The 23126-nt window shown below is 44.9% G+C and carries 12 protein-coding genes; 6 read left to right on the forward strand and 6 right to left on the reverse strand.

The features are described 5' to 3' along the window. Positions 1-110: 110 nt before the first annotated feature. Positions 111-3206: a DUF4157 domain-containing protein gene (locus NDI33_RS16070; protein WP_242033110.1), complete on the reverse strand. Its 3096-nt coding sequence runs from the start codon at positions 3204-3206 to the stop codon at positions 111-113. Between the two features lie 752 nt (positions 3207-3958). Between NDI33_RS16070 and cobW the strand changes: the two genes are divergently transcribed. Further along, a complete protein-coding gene (gene cobW, locus NDI33_RS16075) occupies positions 3959-5008 on the forward strand; it encodes a cobalamin biosynthesis protein CobW (RefSeq protein WP_190675366.1) in 1050 nt (349 codons plus the stop codon). 303 nt (positions 5009-5311) lie between these two features. Here the strand turns inward: cobW and NDI33_RS16080 are convergent, their stop codons facing one another. Together NDI33_RS16080 and mfd are read right to left on the reverse strand one after the other, a co-directional pair. After that, complete coding sequence (locus NDI33_RS16080) at positions 5312-5674, reverse strand: Mo-dependent nitrogenase C-terminal domain-containing protein (RefSeq protein WP_190410141.1); 363 nt, start codon at positions 5672-5674, stop codon at positions 5312-5314. 589 nt (positions 5675-6263) lie between these two features. Next, positions 6264-9761 carry a transcription-repair coupling factor gene (gene mfd / locus NDI33_RS16085; protein WP_190675369.1) on the reverse strand — a complete coding sequence of 1166 codons (3498 nt, stop codon included), beginning with the start codon at positions 9759-9761 and terminating at the stop codon, positions 6264-6266. 281 nt (positions 9762-10042) lie between these two features. Between mfd and NDI33_RS16090 the strand changes: the two genes are divergently transcribed. Continuing rightward, entirely contained in the window at positions 10043-11365 is a 1323-nt protein-coding gene (locus tag NDI33_RS16090) for a hemolysin family protein (protein WP_190425428.1), read from the forward strand. Positions 11366-11542: 177 nt separating this feature from the next. Next, positions 11543-12307 (forward strand): class I SAM-dependent methyltransferase, encoded by a 765-nt coding sequence (locus NDI33_RS16095; protein WP_190675371.1) that lies wholly within the window; start codon positions 11543-11545, stop codon positions 12305-12307. Positions 12308-12333: 26 nt separating this feature from the next. Here the strand turns inward: NDI33_RS16095 and NDI33_RS16100 are convergent, their stop codons facing one another. Together NDI33_RS16100 and NDI33_RS16105 are read right to left on the reverse strand one after the other, a co-directional pair. After that, positions 12334-13407 (reverse strand): low specificity L-threonine aldolase, encoded by a 1074-nt coding sequence (locus NDI33_RS16100; RefSeq protein WP_190675373.1) that lies wholly within the window; start codon positions 13405-13407, stop codon positions 12334-12336. A 95-nt stretch (positions 13408-13502) separates the two neighbouring features. Next, positions 13503-14234, reverse strand: coding sequence for a LemA family protein (locus NDI33_RS16105; RefSeq protein WP_190675375.1), 732 nt, complete (start codon positions 14232-14234; stop codon positions 13503-13505). Between the two features lie 410 nt (positions 14235-14644). On the opposite strand from NDI33_RS16105, the gene NDI33_RS16110 reads away from it, so the two are divergent. Continuing rightward, entirely contained in the window at positions 14645-15910 is a 1266-nt protein-coding gene (locus tag NDI33_RS16110) for a TPM domain-containing protein (protein ID WP_190675377.1), read from the forward strand. A gap of 100 nt (positions 15911-16010) precedes the next feature. On the opposite strand, the gene NDI33_RS16115 is transcribed toward NDI33_RS16110, so the two are convergent. Then, positions 16011-18005 (reverse strand): ATP-binding protein, encoded by a 1995-nt coding sequence (locus NDI33_RS16115; protein WP_348245648.1) that lies wholly within the window; start codon positions 18003-18005, stop codon positions 16011-16013. A 266-nt stretch (positions 18006-18271) separates the two neighbouring features. Between NDI33_RS16115 and treZ the strand changes: the two genes are divergently transcribed. After that, the gene (gene treZ, locus NDI33_RS16120) at positions 18272-20098 is read left to right on the forward strand and encodes a malto-oligosyltrehalose trehalohydrolase (RefSeq protein WP_190675381.1); all 1827 of its coding nucleotides are present in this window, start codon (positions 18272-18274) and stop codon (positions 20096-20098) included. Between the two features lie 144 nt (positions 20099-20242). Continuing rightward, a complete protein-coding gene (gene treY / locus NDI33_RS16125) occupies positions 20243-23044 on the forward strand; it encodes a malto-oligosyltrehalose synthase (protein WP_190675383.1) in 2802 nt (933 codons plus the stop codon). The last annotated feature ends 82 nt before the right edge of the window (positions 23045-23126 follow it).

The following is a 23126-nucleotide window of genomic DNA, read 5'->3' on the forward strand; positions in this document are numbered from 1 at the left end:
ATGACGATAAAGACTTACCGGATGATGTGGAGTGAAGGCGATTAATTTCTTTTGGAAGAGTAGAGGAGTTGAGGCAGAGTCTTTTTTTGTCAAGAACACGGTTCATATTCTCAGGGTACCCAACTCCGTTGAGCTGCCTTTTTATATAACTCAATGACATTTTTAAAATTCACAATATACTCCTCCAAAACATTACTTTCCCCAAAAACTTTGACATATTCTTTATGTTTCAGTACATTATTCACTATCTTTTCTAGCTGCCCTATCAAGTTATTTAAGGCATATATATCAGCTTCTAATTTTGGCTTTACATCTAAGCGAATATCACCAAGAATTCTCAGTTCTTTAAGAGGAAGTGGATCTAAAGTTTTAATACTGTTTACTATTTTGTCCATATGATCGTTGAGTAAATCAGTTCTCTTTTTAAGAGAAGATTTATTCTCTTCAATGAGTTTCTGAAGGCGGAATACATTCACAGGATACATTGCCTTACTTTTAATTCTGCCATGATTAATGGCTGAACTTTCCGCTTCTGCATTATTTAACAAATCTTGTATTGTACCATAGCTATAGCCTTTATGTGCAGAGATTTTTTCTCGAATTTTGCCTTTAGTGCGTCTTGCTTTCCAGTTCTTGAGCTGACTAAATCTATGATCGTTACCTTCGATTTGCTCTGTATCTTTAATGTCTTGCGCTGATTTCAAAAGCTCATCTACCTTAATATTTCCTAATGATTTAAATTGACTAGGTATGTCATTAATTAGCTTTTGCAAAGCCTTCAAATTTTTAGCTTGTTGCTGTTCTTGAATAACTTTTTGGCGCTCTGGTCGAAGTGCATTTGAGCGTTCCTTGATAGCTTCTATAAACTCTGGGTTGTCTTTAATACTTGGAGCATAACCCTTTTGTTTACGTTCTTCCTGTAGCTCCTGCTGACGGTCTTTGTCAATGCCTCCTAATTCTTTATGGACATCAGGATAATTTTGAAAAAGGTCTTGTCGTGCTGTAGGAACTTCAACACCTAAAATATTGTATAGCTGACTAGGTGAAACTTCCTCTTGTTTGGTTATTTTTTTGATCAGTGACTCACAGCCTTTTGCTTTGCTACTTTCAGGATCGAGAACCTCATCTTCATCTCTAGCATTGTATAAGTCAAACACTTCTCGGAGTGAGATGCCACCATATTCCTCTGCTTTCTTTATTAGAAACTGGATATCTTCTAAGTTACGTAAAGCTTTTGCTTCATCAAATACCTGTTGCTTTTGCTTTTCTTTTGGATTGTTGCCAGATTCGTCTTTGTATGTAGCTGCCTTAAGGATTTTTTTTAAGTGTTCCGCATCCATCTCTAAAATGCGTTTTTTAGTAGCCTCGGTAAGAAGCTTATTTGCGTTAGGTAATCCTACGGGAAATGAGCTTGAATATACTTCAGTTCGATTTCTATCCACTTTTCCTATGCCATAATCATCATTATCAATCTTTTGTAAACCACCTTGATCGAACATATATTGAGTATATGAACCATCTTGATACTGAAACAGCATATCGAGGATTACTACATCCTGAATTTGCTGCTCATCTACATCCAGCTCCTGAATTTTATTCTTCCAACTGAATTTTTCTTCGGCTTCCTTCAATCTTTCGATATATCCAAATCTTTCTTTGAGTTCCTCTAGGTCTCCCTTTGAAATATCGGATCTGAATTTCCCTGTCTCCTTTTTTACAAAATCATCAAACTCTCTATCTATTGTTTCAAACGCATAGTCAGGGTTTGATGCCGCAGCCATCTTTTTGCTGCCATCTTTTCCTGGTGCTAGATTAGAAAGAATATTATTCTGTTTGTTCTGCCTCTCTACCTGGCTATCTTGCGGCATTGATGTAGAAAGCGGCATATGCGTAAATCCCAACTCATGAGCAACTAAAGGAATATATATAGCTCGCTTACGTTCGGCTTTTCGTTCATCATAATTTCTTTTACCAAGGTTTTCTTTCTTAATTACATGAGTAGCAGGATCGGTATCTGAACTTCCTGATTTTTTATAGGGAAACACTGTCCCAAAAGTCCCTTTACCTACGGACCAAATACCTGCTTGTTTGAGGATATCTTTCCCAGTTAATTGTTCAAGTTCTTGATATGCTTTAAGCGTTTCTGGATTTTGTAGAGTTTTTAGAAACTCATTCGTTCCTTCTGTTCGTCCCAGATTAGTCGAGGTTATATTTTGTTCGGAATCGCTAGGTTGTTTTGCTCTTTTCTGCTTCCTGTTATAAGGCGTTAAACCTTCTGGTCTCGGATTTTTCTTCACCCATTCTGCTGCTTCTTCCTTCCCCTTTCCTTGCTCCACACGCTGAATTTTGGCATTTTGCGTATTCTGCTGCACCACATGAGTCAACTCATGAGCAAGCAACTCCTGCCCTCCCCGACTCCCCGGATCGTATGCCCCCTGGCGAAAGAAGACATCCTGCCCCGTTGTAAATGCCTTCGCCTGAATGGATTGATTCATCTGGTCAGATTGAGCATCTGTATGGATGTTGACGCCACTGAAGTCAGCCCCAAATGCCTGTTCCATCGGTTCTCGGATATTGTCTGCAAGCGGTTGCCCACCTCCTTTGGCTTGTTGAATAGATGCTTCCAAGTCAGGTGTAGCCGCCATTGGGTTGCTATCTGATTTACGCTGCATCTGAAGTTCTTCCTCTTCAGGCATCTCCTCACGCTGGACGATACCAGATTCGAGTTTCATCTGAAGTTCTTCCTCTTCAGGCATTTCCTCGCGCTGGACGATACCAGATTCGGGTTTCATCTGAAGTTCTTCCTCTTCAGGCATCTCCTCGCGCTGGAGAGTCTTACCTTGAGATGATTGCTTGGAAACTGGTGCGTTAATCTGATTTACGACTCGCTGTGCCGTTTGGTCAGCTTCCTGCTCATATTGATCTCCGGGCTGACCAATGGTAAGCTTCGCTTGAATCGGTTCTAGCTCCTCTTTGCCCAACTCTTCCTGACGCTGGACTACTCCCGCCCCTGACAGACTCCGCATCAAGTTATTATTAGTCGCCCAATTAGCGGGTAGTGGAGTGTAACTTGGTAGTTCCTGCTCTTGTGGCGACGCAGAAACTGGTTTAGCTTGCACTGGCATCGCAGGGGTAGTCCAGCGAGAATCTTTTTTATGGATGTGAGAATTCCCAGAGGAGCGTTTGGAGACTCGTTCGTAAGCCATAAATTATTGACCTCTACGTGCCAGTGTCAGGAATTTTTTCAATAATATCTTTAGATAAATAGATTGAGTATTCATGTGCATGAATATTAATATTTTCTCATCAAAACAAGTAAAAATAATGACCTCAATATCTTTCTTTGAACTAAAAAAATAAGTAGCTATGTATACAAATTTTCAATATTTTTTCGTGAAAACAAGTAAAAATCATTGGCTTGAATGACGCTTCTGTACCAGCGGTGCAGGAGAAGTGGTGATGATGAAACATAGGCGGCAAGCGGCTAAAAGCGAGTATTTGGAATTGGAGCGATCGCTTACTGATGCTGAGGTAAAAGGTTGGATTTAGTATAGAGCTTGTTCACCAGCAACTATCTTTCAGCCTGTTAAGGGGAATGCACTCACCTTGCACCGGCTGATGGAGATAACTGTATTTTATTTGTTGTTAATAGACTCACGTCGCCAAAAGAGCCAGCCGATTGCCTGTCAAGGTAGTACGGAAAACGTCTCTTATTTTTGAAATAGCTGCTACACAAGGGGTTCAAGCATTTAGTTTTTATATTTATCTAATAATGAGATTCTTACAGGGAAAGACATCCAGAATTTAGATGCGATCGCGCCATCCACCTAAATTTCAGCTTTCAGCCTAGAATAGTCAATCGTGTATACAAGGCACTTGTAAAGAAACAGAGATACACCCTAGCTGCCTTGGTACTGAATGATTAATTCAAAACTCAAAACTCAACACTTTTCAAACAATGGCTACCAAAATTCCCGTCACTGTTATCACCGGATTTTTAGGGAGTGGTAAAACAACTCTGATTCGCCACCTGCTACAGAACAATCAAGGACGCCGCATCGCCGTTTTAGTCAACGAATTTGGCGAATTGGGGATTGATGGCGAATTGCTGCGTTCTTGTGGCTACTGTCCAGAAGAAGAAGCCGACAGCACCAGCAACATTGTTGAATTAACCAATGGTTGCTTGTGCTGTACGGTTCAGGAAGAATTTTTGCCGACGATGCTAGAACTGCTGAAGCGCAGAGATAGTCTCGACTGCATTTTAGTGGAGACATCGGGATTGGCGTTACCAAAACCGCTGGTGAAGGCATTTCGCTGGCCTGAAATTCGCAATGCAGCGACGGTAGATGCTGTGATTACCGTCGTGGATTGCGAAGCGGTGGCGGCGGGAACCTTTGCCAGCGATCCCGAAGCGGTGGACGCACAGCGCCAGGAAGATCCCAACCTGGAACACGAAACCCCATTGCAAGAACTTTTTGAAGATCAGCTGGCGTGTGCCGATTTGGTGGTGTTGAATAAAACCGATCTGGTGAATGCTACGCAGCAGGCTGAGGTCGTGAAGTTGATTGAACGAGAACTATCTCGTGCTGTCAAGATGGTACCGAGCGATCGCGGAAAATTAGATCCGGAGGTTCTCTTGGGTTTCCAGAGTGCCGTAGAAGACAACTTAGATAATCGTCCCAGTCATCACGACACTGAAGAAGACCACGATCACGACGAAGAAATTACCTCAACTCAAGTGATTTTAAACCGTACTTTCGATCCCCAGAAGTTGCAAGAACAGTTAGAAGCGTTGGTGCAACAACAGGAAATTTATCGAATCAAGGGATTTGTGGCAGTTCCCAACAAAGCGATGCGGCTGGTATTACAAGGAGTGGGAACGAGATTCGATCAATTTTATGACCGTCCCTGGCAACCACAGGAAACCCGGCAAACTCAGTTAGTCTTTATTGGTCAGAAGCTCAATTCCGATGAAATTGAGTCGCAGTTGGCAGCGTTACCTGGCTAAAATCTTTCATCTTGCAAGTGCAAGGCATCCTGGCGGGAGTTACTCAAGTCGCCTTTGGCCTTTTGCACTAGCCTTCCATCTTCCGGCGTTACAGTGACATCCTCTTCTAAAAACTAGCAAGTTTCCGGATCGTCGTAGGTTTAGGAAAATTCGGAAACTTCTTTCATCCAAATGGGTCTAGCGGAGACGCCCAACTGGGTGAGATGCGATTGACTGGGCTGATGCTGAACCTTTACCTTTACTGTCATCTGGCGATCGCCAGAAAGTGTATGCTTGCCTTAGCACAATTTGCTCTAGTTTTCTCTAGATGTAGGACTGGATATCCACACCACATTGATCGACTAGATAACAAAGCGCCCGAAAACGCAATCCTACCAGTTGGTCATAAAACGGATTCAGTTTGCACAACGGAGGAATATGTCCTACTTTGTGACCAAATAGCTTGATATCACGCTCAAAGGGGCACTGTGCCGGAATCGCCTTTGCGAGAAGCTCAGCCATCTGACGGTCAGAAATCGCAATTCCGTCCAGCCATTGACGGAGTGGGCGCAGGATATCGAATTGCTGCTTTTTAGGCGAGCGAACGACTTTAGCTGCTTGTACGCTTTCTGCTGAAGCGAGTGCAATACTTTCTAGGGTATTCGGCTGTTTGTCTGTGCAGATCATACTCATTAGGTTCACCCTTGTGTTTTCCAATTGCTTGAGTATTTGCTCATCCCTATTTCCAAGATACAAACCCTAAAGAAATGTTTCATAAAACTACGAACAAATTCTATCAGGATTTTTAAAGATTTGATGAAATAATCACCAATTAAACAAATGCCACGTCAAAATACCTAAGCTGGGATTGCTTAGAGACTGAATTTAGTTTATTTCTCGACTGGTTGAAATCATGAAATGCCAGCTCAAGCCAATTTTAGAAGAACAGAATTAGATAAGTTAAACAAATGTTCCGATAATTCTGATCTAGGAGATTTACAGAGTTAGCTTGGCTGTACTGCATTCATTAATTACATTAAAACTAAGTATTCAGTCAAAGCGGAAGTACCCAACGAGGTAATTTTTTTGAGTGCAATTTGTTCATTATCTTTCCTGAGATTGATAGAGGATTGGTAGCAAAAATAACAAAAAATTTGCAGGGAGACAGGAAGAGGTTTTGACACTACCGATTTGCCCGATCTAATCGCAGACAAACTTAAAGACAAATTTCAACTCTTCGACCCTGCAAACCGAGCTGTCAGTACTGATATGTAAATTAGACGAGTGCCGGTTCTGGGAGTGCCCCTTGCATCTTACCCAACCAAGTAATCAGATGTTCCGTCTGCTGCTCGGCAGGCAAGACGCCCAAACCGCGAACGGTGACTTTACCGGAGGTGTAGACAAAGCGAGTTTTCAGGTGTTCTGGCAGATTATCTTTGAGCAGGTTCCAGGCGGGTTCCTCCATCGGTGTCTCTAGGATAACGTGTTGTTTGCTTTCTGGTTTAATCCGGCTGAAGCCGAGTTTTTTCGCCAGTTGTTTCAGTTCCATTACCCGCAGCAACTGAGTTGCTGATTTAGGGATACTCCCGTAGCGATCGCTCCATTCTGCGGCAATACTCACTAATTCTTCCTTAGAATTCGCCGCAGCCACTGCACGGTAAGCGCTCATCTTTTGATCCAAATCGGTGATGTAGTCCGCGGGGATAAACGCCGTCAGCTGCAAGTCAATCTGCGTATCGTCAACTTGGGGAATTTCCTGTCCGCGAATTTCGCGAATCGCTTCCTCCAACATTTCCATATAAAGATCGAAACCAATGGCATCCATCTGTCCCGATTGTTCCGCACCCAATAAGTTACCGACGCCCCGAATTTCCATATCGCGCGTGGCAAGTTGATAGCCAGAACCCAATTGGGTGAATTCCTGAATGGCTCGTAACCGTTGCCGTGCGGCATCTGAGAGCGCCTTGTGCTTGGGATAAAATAGCCATGCGTGAGCTTGGATGCCAGCACGTCCGACCCGTCCGCGCAATTGGTATAGCTGGGATAGACCAAATTTATGGGCATCTTCAATCAAGATGGTGTTGACTCTGGGGATATCTAAACCGGATTCAATAATCGTGGTACAGACGAGGATATCCGCTTCGCCAGCGCTGAAGGCAAGCATCGTCGCTTCTAACTCAGATTCGTCTAATTGACCGTGAGCGATCGCTAGTCTCGTTCCTGGCACCATTTCCCGCAACTTCGTGGCAGTTTCTTCAATTCCCTCGACTCGCGGGACGACATAAAACACCTGTCCCCCTCGGTCGAGTTCTTGCCGAATCGCCGTGCGGATCGCTTCGGGATCGTAGGATGCCAAATGAGTTTTAATCGGACGCCGAGACGGTGGTGGCGTAGTAATCAAACTCATTTCCCGGATTCCCGACAGTGACATATAAAGCGTCCGGGGGATCGGGGTGGCAGAAAGAGTCAACACATCCAACTGCGTTCTCAGAGATTTGATTTTTTCCTTCTGGTTAACGCCAAATCGCTGTTCTTCATCCACCACCAACAACCCTAAATCTCGGAAACGAATTTCCTTACTTAAGAGTTGGTGAGTGCCAACGACGACATCTAATTCTCCAGTCGCCAGCCGTTTGATAATATTGCGGCGTTCCTCAGCACTGCGGAAGCGGTTGAGTAAACCCACCTCAATTGGGTAGGGGGCGAAACGCTCTTTTAGGGTGTGGTAGTGCTGCTGAGTCAGAATCGTCGTTGGGGCGAGGAACGCAACTTGCTTCCCGGCGGTAATCGCTTTAAATATGGCGCGGATGGCGACTTCCGTCTTGCCGAAACCGACATCACCGCACACCAACCGATCCATCGGGCGATCGCTTTCCATTTCCCGCTTCACATCCTGCACCGCCTTCAACTGATCCGGCGTCGGTTGATAAGGGAAAGAATCTTCTAATTCTTCTTGCCAAGGCGAATCCGGTGGATAAACGAAACCTTGTTGTTGCGATCGCTGAGCATACAACTTCAGCAAGTCCACCGCCAATTTCTTAATCGCCTTGCGGACTTTATTCTTCGTAGATTCCCACGCCTTCCCGGACATTCTATTGAGTTCCGGCGGTTTCCCCTCCGTGGCGCGAAACCGAGACATCGCACCCACCTGATCTGCCACTACTCGCAGCAAACCATCTGCGTACTGCACTACCAAATACTCGCGGGTTTCGTTATTAACAGTCAGACTTTCCAGCCTGAGAAACTTACCAACCCCGTGATTTCTGTGAACCACATAATCACCGGGGCGCAACTTGTTGGGATCGACTTGCTTAGACGCCGCCCGACGACGCTTGCGGATATAGCTGGGACTTGCCAGAGAATGCTGTCCGAAAAACTCCCTGTCTGTCACCACCACCAATCGGAAGGTTGGCAGGATAAATCCTTCCAGTTCCGCGATCCCCGAATATTTTACCGCCACCGGCGTCTTCTGGATTTGTAACTTGTCAATCGCCGGATAATCGTGGGGATTGGGGACAAATTGCGCCGGACAATCGTGTTCTTGGAGCAACGATACAGAACGGGAAGGCTGTGCAGAAACGATCCAGATCGAGAAACTGCGATCGCGCTCGTTTCGCAAAGTTTCGGCAATTTTAGCAAACTGATGCGGCGTTACCGGAACCGGACGACTAGCCAGATTGAGTGCGGAGGACTGAGGATTGAGGACTGAGGATTCAACCAATTCAGATAAATACAGCCGCTTAAAGCGTTCCACCGCCGCTAAAGATTCATCAAAATTGCGGTGAATTTTGGGTAATTCCTCCTTCCTATTCGCAATTGCCCATTGTTCTTCAGCGTGTTCCACCCAGCGATCGCTATGGGCGCGACATTGCTCCGGCTCATCAATCGCAATCAGCGTATTTTCCGGTAAATAATCCAACAAAGAAGCCGGATGCTCAAAAGCCACCCCCAACAACCGCCGCGTACTCTTCTCTGGTTCTTCTTCCCTCTCTTCCCTCTCTTCCTTCGCGACCTTGGCGTCTTGGCGGTTCGTATCTTCTAACGCCGCCCGAACAATCGGACTAAAATCAGTCGGAGTTAGCACCAGCCGCTCAATCTTATCTAGCGATCGCTGAGTTGCCGGATCGAACTCCCGCATCTGATCCAGTTCATCCCCGAACCATTCCAAACGCACCGGCAACTCAGCCGACACCGGGAACACATCGATAATATCCCCGCGCCGACTCCATTGCCCCTCCATTTCCACCAGAGGCACCCGTTCGTATCCCAGAGTCGCCACCTTCTTGCTAAAGGCGTCTAAATCCCAACTCTGTCCGCGTTCCAGGGTGATGCAGAAAGGCTTAAAAGCTTCAGGAGGTGGCAAATGAAGTTGTAGCGCCCGTTCCGTCGCCACAACCGCCATCTTTGTGGAAGACTGAGGATTTCCTTTCACCTCAGTCCTGACTAAATCTGCCAATACCTGCATCTGTCCCCAAGTCATCTCCGATTCGGGATCAAATGGCTCGTAGGGCGACGCTTCAGAAGTCGGATAAAAATGTACCGTCTGCCAACCCATTGCTTCCAGTTGAGCGCAACAGCGGCTGACTTCCTCCAAGGTGGCACACACCACGAACAAATTCTGTCCTTGGGCTTGCGCGAGGGCAGAAGCCACCAATCCCTTTGGCAAACGGGGAATTCCGTTGAGCTGTAGATACCGTTGTTGGTCGAGCTTAGAAAGGAGTTCTGTCGTGAGAGGCGATCGCCCTAAGGCACGAATAATAGAAGAGAAAGCCATCAGTTGCAGGAAATGCTTAATTCGTTCTGACAAAAAGGCAGGAGTATACCTCCCTACCTCCATCATTTTAGAAGGCAGTTCAAATCGAGACTGCTCTATCGATAGATTTCTGCTTTACACAAAATGCTACTTTCTCTATAGTTACTGCTTTTTTGGGGAACCCCAGCTTTTGATATCGGGGTGGGCACATTGGTTCTCTGGTTTTCTAACCATCCAACTTCGGGTATCGCCCCTACTTCCATCTAAGGCACCGTTCGCCGATATTACTGACACATTGACAAATGACCCCTACTACCGAATTTCTAATTATTTTGCTACTGATCGTTGCCAATGGCATCTTTGTGATGTCAGAGTTAGCTATCGTCTCGGCTAGGAAGGTGAGGCTACAACAGCTGGCTAACCAAGGGGATGTCAAAGCACGCGTTGCCTTGGAACTGGCGAATTCCCCGAATCAGTTTTTGGCGATTGTTCAGGTGGGGATAACCCTCCTGGCGATTATCTCCGGTGCTTTCGGCGAAAAAACCATCGCTAAAAGCCTCACCCCTCTACTAGGGTTGATTGCCTGGATCGCTCCGTATAAAAACGCGATCGCATCAGCGATCGCCATCCTGATCATCACCTATCTGACACTGATTATTGGCGAACTAGTGCCCAAGCGGCTGGCTTTAAACTATCCAGAACGGATTGCTTCATCTGTTGCTATCCCGATGCGGATGTTGGCTACTATTGCTGCCCCAGTTGTTTATCTATTGAGTACCTCCACAGATATGATGGTGCGGCTGTTGGGCATCAGACCGTCTACCGATGGTGAAATCACCGAACACGATATTACAGCCTTAATCGAGCAAGCCACGGAGGCGGGAACCTTTGAGGAAGCAGAACAAGACATGGTGGAACGAGTGTTTCGCCTGGGAGACCGACCCGTGAGTGCGTTAATGACACCCCGACCGGATATTGTCTGGCTTGACCTAGAAGACTCCCAGGAAGAAAATCAACGCAAGATTATAAACAGCGCCTATTCCCGATTTCCCGTTTGTCAGGGGGCGCTGGATAATGTTTTGGGCATCATTCCCGTGACTGACCTATTAGGGCGCTGTCTGTCCGGACAACAGCTTGACCTAACGCTCTCGTTGAAACAGCCGGTATTTGTGCCTGAAAGTACCGGAGGGCTGAAAGTTCTAGAATTATTCAAGCAAACCGGCACTCACATGGCGCTGGTTGTAGATGAATACGGCGTCACTCAGGGAGTAGTTACGCTCAACGACATCTTAGTAGAAATCGTTGGTGATGTAGAAATCGATAGTACAACATCTCCTCCAGCCGTACAACGCGAAGATGGTTCCTGGTTGATTGATGGAATGTTGTCGGTGGAAGAGTTTTTTGAAATATTAGATATTGAGGAATTGCCGGGAACGCAAAAAGGAAACTATCACACAATGGGCGGTTTTATGATTACCCATTTAGGGAAAATTCCTACGGCTGCCGACCATTTTCATCTGGGTAGTTGGCGTTTTGAAGTGATGGATATGGATGGCAATCGCGTTGATAAGGTGCTGGTGATGCCCGTCTCTAGAGATGCCGCTGATTCCGAGTCTGGCGATTGAGATGCTGAAATTGCTGGGTTAAGCGTGTTTTAACGCTTTGCGTGTTATCGGCATTGCCTGCATCGTGCGTTGATGTTGACACAGAAAGCGATCGCTTCTTAATCCGGTTCGCTTAGAGCTAAAAATACCAATTCCACCGAATTTCCATTCTGCCCACACCTGTTTTAGGAGCCAAAAATGCAGTCAGAAGAAGCAATCCGAGAGCAATTTGACCGCGCCGCAAATGCCTACAGTACATCACCCATTTTCGCACAAGGGCACGATCTGGAGCTGATGGTGCAGGCAGGTGAACCAACATCAGAGATGAGTGTACTTGATGTAGGGTGTGCGGCAGGACATACGGGGTTTGCTTTCGCCCCTCATGTCCGCGAAGTGATTGGCATCGACTTAAGCCAGAAAATGTTAGCGGAGGCATCGCGGCAAGCAATGGCACGAGGCTTAAATAACGTGCATTTTCAGGAAGCCAATGTTACAGCACTTCCCTTTTCAAATCAGCAGTTTGATATTGTGACTTGCCGCTATGTCGCCCATCACTTCCCCAGCTTGACACCCGCGCTAAATGAGGTTTTTCGAGTGTTGAAAGCGGGTGGAAAGTTTGTGGTTGTGGACATTATTTCACCAGAAGATATTGCACTGGCAGAGTTTATCAATCAGGTGGAAAAACTACGCGATCCTTCTCATAGTTGGGATTGGATGATATCTGAGTGGCAATCGGCTGGCGAAAGTATTGGGATGCCCTTCACCGCGATACAACAGTGGCATCTGCCGATTGATTTTGCAGATTGGACAGCACGACAGCAGACGCCGCCAGAAGCAGTTCAAGAACTGGAAATATTACTGGATAATGCTTCTTCACAAGCAAAATCGGTATTCTCCATTGTGGGTGCGCCGCAGCGTTCATTTTGCGAATACTCGGCTCTCCTGCGGGGAACAAAATCATAAACTAGGGAAAGAAATTTTGCCCTTCCCTACTGAAAATTGAAGGTGGAAACTAGAGGTGAAGAAACCACGTTGCAGTGTGCCCGTGCCGCCTCGATAAAGGCAGTAACATCCTCTTCTTTAGTGTTAAAAGCTGTTACTAATCGGACGGTTGATGAATATTCCCCCTCCCAGGGATAAAATTGGAAACCATCGGCAAGAAGCCCTTGGATAACTTCCTCCGGCAACTGAATAAAAATTTCATTTGCTGCAACCAGGTAGCACAGGTTCATTCCTGGTAGCGCTGTTAGCTCGTGCGCTAATTTCTTAGCCATCTGGTTAGCATGGGCAGCATTTTTTAGCCATAAATCATCTTTGATGTAAGCTTCTAACTGGGCAGATAAAAACCGCATCTTTGAAAAGAGATGCCCGCTGCGCTTGCGACGATAGGCGAAAGTTTTTGCCAAATCTTGATTAAAAAAGACGACGGCTTCTGCTGCCATCGCACCATTTTTAGTCGCTCCAAACGATAGTACATCAACCCCAACCCGCCAAGTGATATCCGCCGGAGAACAACCCAAGCTAACCACCGCATTCGCAAAACGGGCACCATCCATGTGTAAACCCAAATTGTGGGTATGGGCAATTTCGGCAATCTGGGAAATTTCCTCTGGCTGATAGATCGTTCCAGCCTCCGTTGCTTGAGTCAAGCTTACAGCCGCAGGCTGTACGTGATGGACGACGCCAGCGCCCGATTTTGCCAGTACAGCAGCCAAGTCAGCGGCGCGAATCTTGCCATCTGCGCCATCCAGTGTCACTAGCTTTGCGCCGCCGGTATAAAATTCAGGTGCCCCGCATTCATCCAGATTGATATGAGATTGGCGATGGCAGTAAATCGCCCCAAACGGGGGTGCAATAACAGATAGGGCAAGGGCATTGGCAGCAGAACCCGTGGCGACGGGGAAAACAGTCACATCTGTCTCAAATAATTCCTTGAACCGGGCTGACAAGCGCTGGGTATATTCATCATCACCATAAGGCATGGTGGTACCCTGATTAGCGGCAGCGATCGCTGCCATAATTTCCGGCGAAACTCCGGTGACATTATCGCTACAAAAGTTCATCTGTTCGTCTCGCGCTTCTCAATACTCAACTCTATGCTAATCGCCCCTGTCGAGATGGGAATAGCCTGCGACTTGAATGACGAGTGGGATTTGCTTCAACCTAACGTTTTAGCTGGATAAAACGGCTGAGTTTTAAACCCAAAAATCGGGGCTAATATAACATTAGGAAATTGTTTAACTTGCTGGTTGTAATTTTGAACAGCTTGGTTATATCGCATTCTTTCTACTGCAATACGATTTTCCGTTCCTGCTATCTCATATTGGAGATTAATGAAGGCTTGCGATGATTGCAATTCAGGGTTTTTCGCTGCGTAGTCTCGGAAACGTTCTATAGCTTGAGAAACTTCTGCTTCTGCCGCCGTTTTTTCCGCAGGAGTATCAGCTTGTAAATAGTTTTGACGGGATTTTGTGAGTAAATTTGCGAGTTGGTACTCTTGTTTAGCATAGGCTTGGGTAATGCTAACCAAATTGGGAATGAGATTAGCACGCCTAGCCAGCTGATTTTCTAATTGCGCCTCGGCTGCATCTACTTTTTGGGCAGCACCCGAAAGATAATTGTAAGTGACGATTCCCCAGAGAGCGATCGCTACTCCAACACTGACACCAACGATCTTTAGGCTTCTTTGCCGCTTTTGAGTTTGTATCCGCTTCTCCTGTACCTCTCGTACCGCTTGCTGGATAAACTCTGGGGGAATGTCTACCTCTGAGCCTGCCTCGATTAACTCTTTCAGGGAATAACTTTGATTTTGTTCGGCATACAAGCGCGAGGCAAGGGCAAAAACTTCCGGAGCAATTTCTTCAGGTATTTGAGAATCTGAGGGTTTCATAAGATGACCTAACCTGAATGCGATCGCTAACTTAACATAAATGACACTGACTTAAGAGCCGTGAAATAAATTTCCGGCTTCACCCCTTTAACCCATTGAAACGGGTTGAAATCACCATCCAGTTGAGCTTTAGCTAACTTTAGCGATTAGCCCGAAATTTATTTTAGGGCGGTGCTTGAACTCATTTGTCAAGCGCAAGTTTTTGTATATGCTTAGCAAATATTCTGATTTCTGTCCACTTCTAGAGATACAAATTATAAAATTTAGTTTATTTAAGCCAATTTTCTGGAAAACCGTCGCCATAACTGGAAGTCATCAGCAAACCATCTTTGAAATAAACCGATCGCTAACCCAACAGAAGACGGAACAAAGGCTAATTAACACATTGGTGTGTATAAAAAACGGAAGTTATGCAACTTTTAGCAATTGCGCTCAAACAAGGTTTCTGTGTATGTAGCTTGAGTATCGCGGTTCTCAGTTTCGCTCCACCAAGTCTAGCCGTAACTGTGCAGGAAGTTCCCAATCCGCGAAAAGTGAATAGTGGCTGGGTTACGGATATGGCTGATGTGCTGAGTCCCCAAACGGAAGCACAACTCAACCAGATGATCTCAGACTTGGAAGCTGAAAATGGCAGTGAAATTGCAGTTGTAACAGTGCCAGAAACCTCGCCCTCAGCTAGCCCCAAGGAATTTGCCACTTCCCTATTTAATAACTGGAAAATTGGGAAGGCAGATAAAGATAACGGAGTGTTGTTGTTGATTTCCCAGGGCGATCGCAGGGTAGAAATTGAAACTGGCTATGGCGTTGAATCAATTCTGCTAGATGCGCGGGTGGGTAACATTATCCAACAAGAAATTACGCCGCGATTCAAACAAAGCGATTTTGATGGCGGTACTCTGGCTGGAACGAAAGCCCTCGTGGTAGCTTTACAAACAAATGCCGCCCCCTTAAAGCCTTCTACCACAAAGCAACCGAGTAGCAACGCTACCGTACCTAACTCACTTATTAACGTTGATGCAACGAGTAGCGACGCTGGTGTACCGAGTTGGATTTATTGGCTAGGAGGTATCGGCGGTGGTGGTGGATTGATCGGGGCGATCGCCTATAGGCGATCGCGTCGTCCCGTTTACATCGAACCAACCGGACGCTCTCAAAGCGACAGTTGGTTTAAAGGACGCATGCATTGCGCTAACTGCAAACAACCAATGGAAAAGGTTGAATCGAATTTAGTGCAGTCTTCTTTAAGTAAATCAGAGCAAGCTGCCCAAAAAATTGGCAGTATCAACTTCGAGGGTTGGCAATGTCCAAACTGTAGTAAGTCTCAAAGTGAACCAACGTTCCATATTCGCGCCTATCTTAACAAATCAAGTGAATTTAGCACTTGTCCTAACTGTCACGAATACACAGTCAGACGCAACGAAAAAACTCTCAGACACGCTACCCAGTATCAAGAAGGTAGACGCTTAATTACTTACAACTGCCACTATTGTTCCCATCACTGGGAGAAAGAGGAAATTATTCCTCGCCTTCCTCCTCCCCCACCACCACCCCCTCCTCCTAGCAGCAGTGGAGGTAGTTTTAGCGGTGGCAGCTTTGGGGGCGGTAGTAGCGGTAGCGGCGGTGGCAGCTTTGGGGGCGGTAGTAGCGGTGGCGGCGGTGCTGGTGGCGGTTGGTAACGCTATATATCGCAATCCTATTTGAGTTGTGAGCCAGCGCTTCAGATCCTCGACTTTTCTAAGAAGTTGGGGATCTCGTCTTCACGAATCATTTAGAGCGCTATATCTTGTTTTGCGAAATCGGAATCTTAATGACGAACTCTGCCCCCTCTCCGGGTGCAGAAATACACTCCATACTGCCACTATGTTTTTCTACTACAATCTGATAACTAATCGATAGCCCTAAGCCGGTGCCTTTCCCGACTGGTTTCGTTGTGAAAAAGGCATCGAATAGATGAGAACGGACTTCTTCTGTCATGCCTGGGCCGTTGTCGGCAATGCGAATCACCGCTAGCTTTTCGTCTTCAACAGCGGTGCTAATTTTAATACTGGGTAAAAGACAAAATATTTCCTCCTTAGCGACTGACTCTTCTAGTGCATCAATCGCGTTACTCAGCAGATTCATAAACACCTGATTCAGCTGTCCCGCGTAGCATTCAACTAATGGCAAAGCGCCATATTCTTTGCTCACGGTAATCGTGGGACCGCCAGCGATCGCTTTCAGTCGATACTGCAAAATTAGCAAGGTGCTATCAATGCCTTCGTGAATATCAACCGGCTTCATTTCCGCTTGATCGACGCGAGAAAACGAACGTAAGGACTGAACAATTTCCCGAATTCTCTCAATTCCTAAGTGCATTGATTTTAGTAATTTTGGCAAATCTTCAATAATAAAATCAAGGTCACTTGCTTCAATTTCTTGGTCAATTTCAGGTGTAGGGGGGTATTGTTGTTGGTAAAGGTGTAACAAATAGAGCAAACTATTCGCATAGTCACAGGCATAATTGATATTGCCGTGAATAAAGTTAATTGGATTATTTATTTCGTGAGCAACTCCAGCCACTAATTGACCAAGGCTGGAGATTTTTTCAGTTTGAATCAGTTGAGCTTGAGTTTTCTGAAGGTTAAGTAGAGTAATTTTTAGCTCTTGAGATTTTTCTCGATAGCGATTTTCACTTTGCTTGCGCTCAGAAACTTCAAGTAATAATAGATCGTTTGTCTGTCTAATTTCTGCTGTCCGCTCCTCAACTCTCCTTTCAAGCTCAACATTGGAGCGGTGCAACTCCTCTTCTACTTGCTGGCGCTCAGCGATTTGTTTTTGCAGCTCAAGATTAATCAGTTCTAACTGCTTAGTTTTCTCTAATAATATTTTTTGGGTTGCTTCTAATTTGTCAACGGTTAGGGCTTCTTCGCGAAGAGTATGAATGTACTCCGAACTCAAGCCAATAAATGGGACGAGGTAAGCAATAATTTTGAGAAAATGGGCAATATTGAAATGGTTGTCGAATAATGCAGTTGACCCAAAAGCCATGTGGAGTTGAACGGCAATTTGGGGAATCACGCTAATCGCTAGCGTTAAAGAAAAATGGCTGGGATAAGCATCATAAAAGCGAGGAAAAACAAAAATACCTGCAAAGATAAACAATAAGAGGGGCGGGACATCCCAAGGACGAGTAACAAGCGCGTTCGGGAAAATAGTTGCCGGTATGGCACTATGGGTACAGAAATAGACAATTGTATAAGAAGCAACAGCAAAAGATACACTAGCGATCGCAACAAAACCCGCGCCTCCCTTCCACTTTCCTGGTTTCGTCGCCAGAAAAATTCCCGCGCCTCCCAGCAGAATCAAAGCATTAAAAAGTCGGCAGACTGCCCAAGTCAAAGGAATTAGGTTTTGGCTATCTGCTATCCCCTGGCTCAATCGGTCGGCGGCTAAAGCATGAAAGGTGTCCATGCACCCCGCGCAAAACATTGCCACGCCAATTATGAGCGTGACAGCATCGCGCTTCAGGCTGAAGTGAATCAAAGACAAAATAACAATGGACAGGGCAATACAGAACGCATTCCACTCCAGAATGGTGTGCAGAAAGCTTCCGGAAAGCGTGTACTGCATCGCTTCGACAAATGCGCGGGGAGACATTCCCACAGCAGCTGGCACCTCGAAGGGATGCTTTGGTGAGGCAAAATCCACTCCCAACAAATTCAGCAAGCTAGGCAGCACACAGATCGCTACCACTACCCAAATCAATTGAAAAGGAATCCTCATTGTTTCCATAGCATTTTTCCCAATCCCCCTATTTCAAGATGCCACTAAAGCTTAGCCACAAGTACAGAAGCAGTCATTTCTGACTCTACTAGCGTGGCTTTTAGCCTTCTGCCATTGCCAGAGGTCAGTAAGCTGATATGCGCGATCGCTAATTGAGTAAATAAAAATACACCTTATGGCAGTTCTACGTAACTAAACGTAACTATATTCTGGGATACGTTAACGCGACTTCGCCATTAGGCAAAAAATACTCTTAACAGCGAGGCTAATTAAAGGTGAGAATTGGCGCTTGTTACTTGGGCAACGGAAATTGTGAATTTACCGTTTGGGCACCCACTCTTCATACAGTAGCCGTACAAATTGTTTCTCCTGAAGAACGCCTTCTCACAATGCAACAGGATGAAGAAGGTTACTGGAAAGTTAAAGCTTCAGGCATTGAACCAGGAACGCTTTACTACTACAAACTCGAAGGAACAACTGATAGACCAGACCCAGCTTCAAAATACCAACCGAAGGGGGTACACGCCCCTTCTCAAGTCATCGATCCTAGCACTTTTGCCTGGAATGATACTAATTGGTCTGGCATTCCCTTAGATGAAACTATTATCTATGAATTACACGTTGGCACCTTCACTCCAGAAGGCACCTTTGAGGCAATAATTCCCCGACTTGCTGAATTAAGCGAGTTAGGGATTAATGCCATTGAAATTATGCCAGTTGCTCAATTTCCCGGTGAGAGAAACTGGGGATATGATGGGGTGTTTCCCTTTGCCGTGCAGAATTCCTATGGTGGTCCCGAAGGATTAAAAAAACTCGTTGATGCTTGTCACCAACACGGTATCTCAGTCATTCTCGATGTCGTCTACAATCACCTAGGTCCTGAAGGAAATTACTTCCGAGATTTTGCTCCCTACTTCACTACCAAATATCGCGGTGATTGGGGAGAGGCAATGAATTTTGATGACAAATACAGCGATGGCGTCCGTAATTTTTGTTTAGAAAACGCTCTTTACTGGCTCCAAGAATATCACATAGACGGTCTAAGATTAGATGCCATTCAGGGCATTTTTGAGATGGGTGCTAGACCCTTATTACAGGAAATGGCAGACCAAGTTGCTAATTTTTCTCAGCAACAAGGTAGAAAATTTTATCTGATAGCCGAAAGCGACTTGAACGATGTCCGAGTCATTCGACCCAAAGAAGTGGGCGGCTATGGAATAGATGCACAGTGGAATGACGATTTTCACCACGCATTGCATACCTTACTCACCGGAGAGAACGATAGGTATTACGAGGATTTTGGAAAGGTTGAACAACTCGAAAAATCTTTCAAAGAAGGCTTTATTTACTCCGGACAATACGCTTCTCATAGAAAGCGCCGTCATGGTAGTTCTTCCAAAGACGAACCAGGATATCGATTTATTGTTTTTACCCAGACTCACGACCAAATTGGTAATCGCGTCCTGGCAGAAAGGTTATCTCAGCTTGTTTCCTTAGAAGGGTTGAAGCTAGCTGCGGCAGCTATTTTTCTATCTCCCTTTGTTCCCTTCCTGTTCATGGGTGAAGAATATGGTGAAGAAGCTCCTTTCTTTTACTTTATAAGTCATTCAGATGAAGATTTGATTGAAGCAATTCGCAAGAGTAAAGAAGAAGAATTTAAAGTATTTGTGGGGCGAGGCGAAATGCAAGATCCCCAAAGCCCTGAAACCTTCCAGAGGTGTCAGCTCAACTGGGAAAAGCGAAAAGAAGGAAAACACAAAGCTCTTTGGGAATTTTATCAGCAACTTATACATCTACGTCAAACAATTCCTGCTTTGAAGAAACCAGACAAAAACACTCTAGAAGCATCCAGCATTGAAGCCGATAAAATATTATTCCTTCGGCGTTGGAGTGAAACTAGTCAGATATACTCCATTATGAACTTCAATCAAAAAGAGGTCACTTTTACAGCTAATCTACCAAGTGGCAATTGGCAAAAGATTTTAGACTCTTCCGATACTCAGTGGATGGGTTCTGGTTTCACTTTACCGGAAAAACTCACGCCAAACCAAGAATTGACCATCAAACCACAGAGTATTGTTCTCTACGAGATAGCAGGATAATAGACGAGGCAGAGCCTTCCAATCCTAATTATCAAACTGATGATAACGAGACGATTGAGGCTTTGCTTCGCCAGTCGTCACTGTAGAGCAAGCACTGTTCACCTGACAAAATTAGAAAAATCATTGAGGAATTAAAATTACATCATGCGGATTCCAGCAGCTACTTACCGAATTCAATTTAATGCAGATTTTCCCTTTGATTCAGCCAAGAAAATTATTGCTTATCTCGCTGAATTAGGAATTTCCGATCTTTACGCTTCGCCCATTTTTAAAGCAAGAGAAGGTAGCACTCATGGCTACGATGTTGTTGATCCCACACAACTGAATCCCGAACTAGGAACACCGGAAAAATTTGAAGCATTGGTGAATGAAATCAAGAATTACGACATGGGATGGGTACAGGATATTGTTCCCAACCACATGGCTTATGATAGCCAAAATCAGTTCTTGATGGACATTCTAGAAAATGGACCGAATTCCGAGTATTTTGATTACTTCGATATTGACTGGAATCATCCTTATGAAAACTTGAGAGAGCGAGTTCTTGCTCCAATGTTGGGAAATTTTTATGGGGATTGTTTGGAAAATGGCGAAATTCAACTCCAGTACGACGCTCAAAGCGGACTGAGTGTTAATTATTTTAGCTTAAAACTTCCTGTAAAAATAGAATCTTATGCCCCGTTTATTACTCATAACTTAGGAAAACTAGCTAAATCTCTGGGAAGAAATCATCCAGATTTTGTTAAATTACTAGGGATTCTTTACCTGCTTAAAAACACGCTAGTAGAACCAAAAGGTAAAGAACGATATGACCAGATAGCCTTTGTAAAAGGACTTTTGGGGGAACTTTATACCCAAAATCCAGAGGTTCAGGAGTTTATCGATAGCAACATAGAGTTTTTTAATGGGGAGAAGGGCAATCCAGAAAGTTTTAATTCTCTTGATAGGTTGCTTTCAGAACAGTTCTATCGCCTTTCGTTTTGGAAAGTGGGTGCTGAAGAACTGAATTATAGAAGATTTTTCACCGTCAACGAATTAATTTCTGTCAAAGTCGAAGAAATCAAGGTTTTTCATAAAACTCATAATTTTATAAGTCAGTTGGTTGAGTCTGGAACAATCACAGGACTCCGAATCGACCATATTGACGGACTCTACGATCCAAGTGAATATTTGCAACGGCTGAGAAACAAAGCTGGAGATGTCTATATTACGGTTGAAAAAATTCTGGAACATAAAGAAGATTTACCTGCTTACTGGCCTATAGAGGGAACCAGCGGCTATGACTTCTTAAACTATGTTAACGGTATTTTCTGCCGAACTGAGAGCGAGGAACGGTTTACTGAGATTTACTCTAGACTGACAGGTTTAAATACCCCGTACGAGCAGCTTTTCATGGATAAAAAAAGGCTGATTGTAGAGAAAAATATGGCGGGAGATGTAGATAATTTAGCCCATCTTTTGAAACGAGTATCGGGGCATTCTAGAGTAGGAATCGATTTTACTCAGCATGGTCTGCAAAGAGCATTAGCTGAGATTCTGATACTGTTTCCCGTTTATCGAACTTATATCAATCAAGAGGGATTAAGAGAATCGGATCGCTTCTATGTGAAGGAAGTCATTGAAAAAGCTAGAGAGCAAGTGCCGTTGCTTTTGAAGGAACTGAACTACATTGAAAAACTCTTGTTGCTAGAAGAGGAGGACTCTTTAAAGGCAGAACAAAGAGAAGTACAGCGTCACTTCGTGATGAGACTTCAGCAGTTGACTGGCCCATTGATGGCGAAAGGAATTGAGGATACGCTTTTATATGTTTACAACCGACTTTTATCCCTGAATGAAGTGGGTGGAAATCCGAGCCAATTTGGGGTTAGCGTTGCAGATTTTCACGAGTTCAACCAAAAGCAGCATGAGCGTTGGCCTCATAAAATGAATGCCACGGCAACCCATGATACCAAGCGTGGGGAAGATGTCAGAGCTAGAATAAATGTGCTTTCAGAAATTCCCGATGAGTGGGAAGAACAGGTAAAAACTTGGAGTAAAATTAACGACTCTAAAAAACGCCGCATGAAGGGTCGGGTTTTTCCTCAAAAGAATGATGAATATTTCTTTTACCAAACGCTGGTTGGTGCTTTTCCGTTTGCTGAAAGCGAGCGATCGCACTTTGTAGAGCGCGTGAAAGAATATGTAGTGAAAGCGGTTCGAGAGGCTAAGGTTCACACCGCTTGGCTCAGACCGGATACTGATTATGAAGATGGCTTTGTTGCTTTTATCGAAGAAGTCCTGAAGCCTTCCACAGATAATCAATTTCTCCAGGAGTTTCTGCCCTTCCAACAATCGATAGCTTACTACGGAATCTTCAATTCTCTCTCTCAAACTTTGCTAAAAATTACCGCTTCTGGTGTACCTGATTTTTATCAAGGAACGGAGTTATGGGAGCTGAGTTTAGTAGACCCAGATAATCGGCGTCCAGTGGACTTTGAGCAGCGGCTAGCATTCCTTAAAGAGATTAAAGAGAAAGCTAAGGCAGATGTTCTGAAGCTGATCGATGAGCTATTTACGAGTAAGGAGGATGGAAGAATTAAGCTTTTCTTGATAGCTAGGGTTTTAGAGGCAAGAAAACAAAATTTGGCAGTTTTCCAAAAAGGAGATTATGTACCGCTAGAAGTGGATGGGAAGTTTCAGGATCGGATTGTTGCTTTTGCCAGAAGTTATGAAAATCGGGTGGCAATTACAATTGTCCCGCGATTGCTGACGAACGTTGTCCAAGAAGGAGAATATCCTTTGGGCGAAGTATGGGGTGACACCCGGTTGAAGCTACCGCAGAGAATGCCATCTGCAATGAAAGATGCAATTACTTCTCAGTCCCTGATCGCGAATGGCACGGTGTTGATTGCGGACGCCTTAAAACACTTTCCGGTCGCTTTATTAATTAGCGAAAGCGATCGCTAATACCGATTCCCCTTTGTCATACTGGACATCAGATACTGTTGCCCCCCATCGATCGGGGGGCAACAGACAGATTTATTACAAA

This window comes from Trichocoleus sp. DQ-A1 (genome assembly GCF_039961955.1).
Classification (GTDB): Bacteria; Cyanobacteriota; Cyanobacteriia; order Cyanobacteriales; family FACHB-T130; genus FACHB-T130.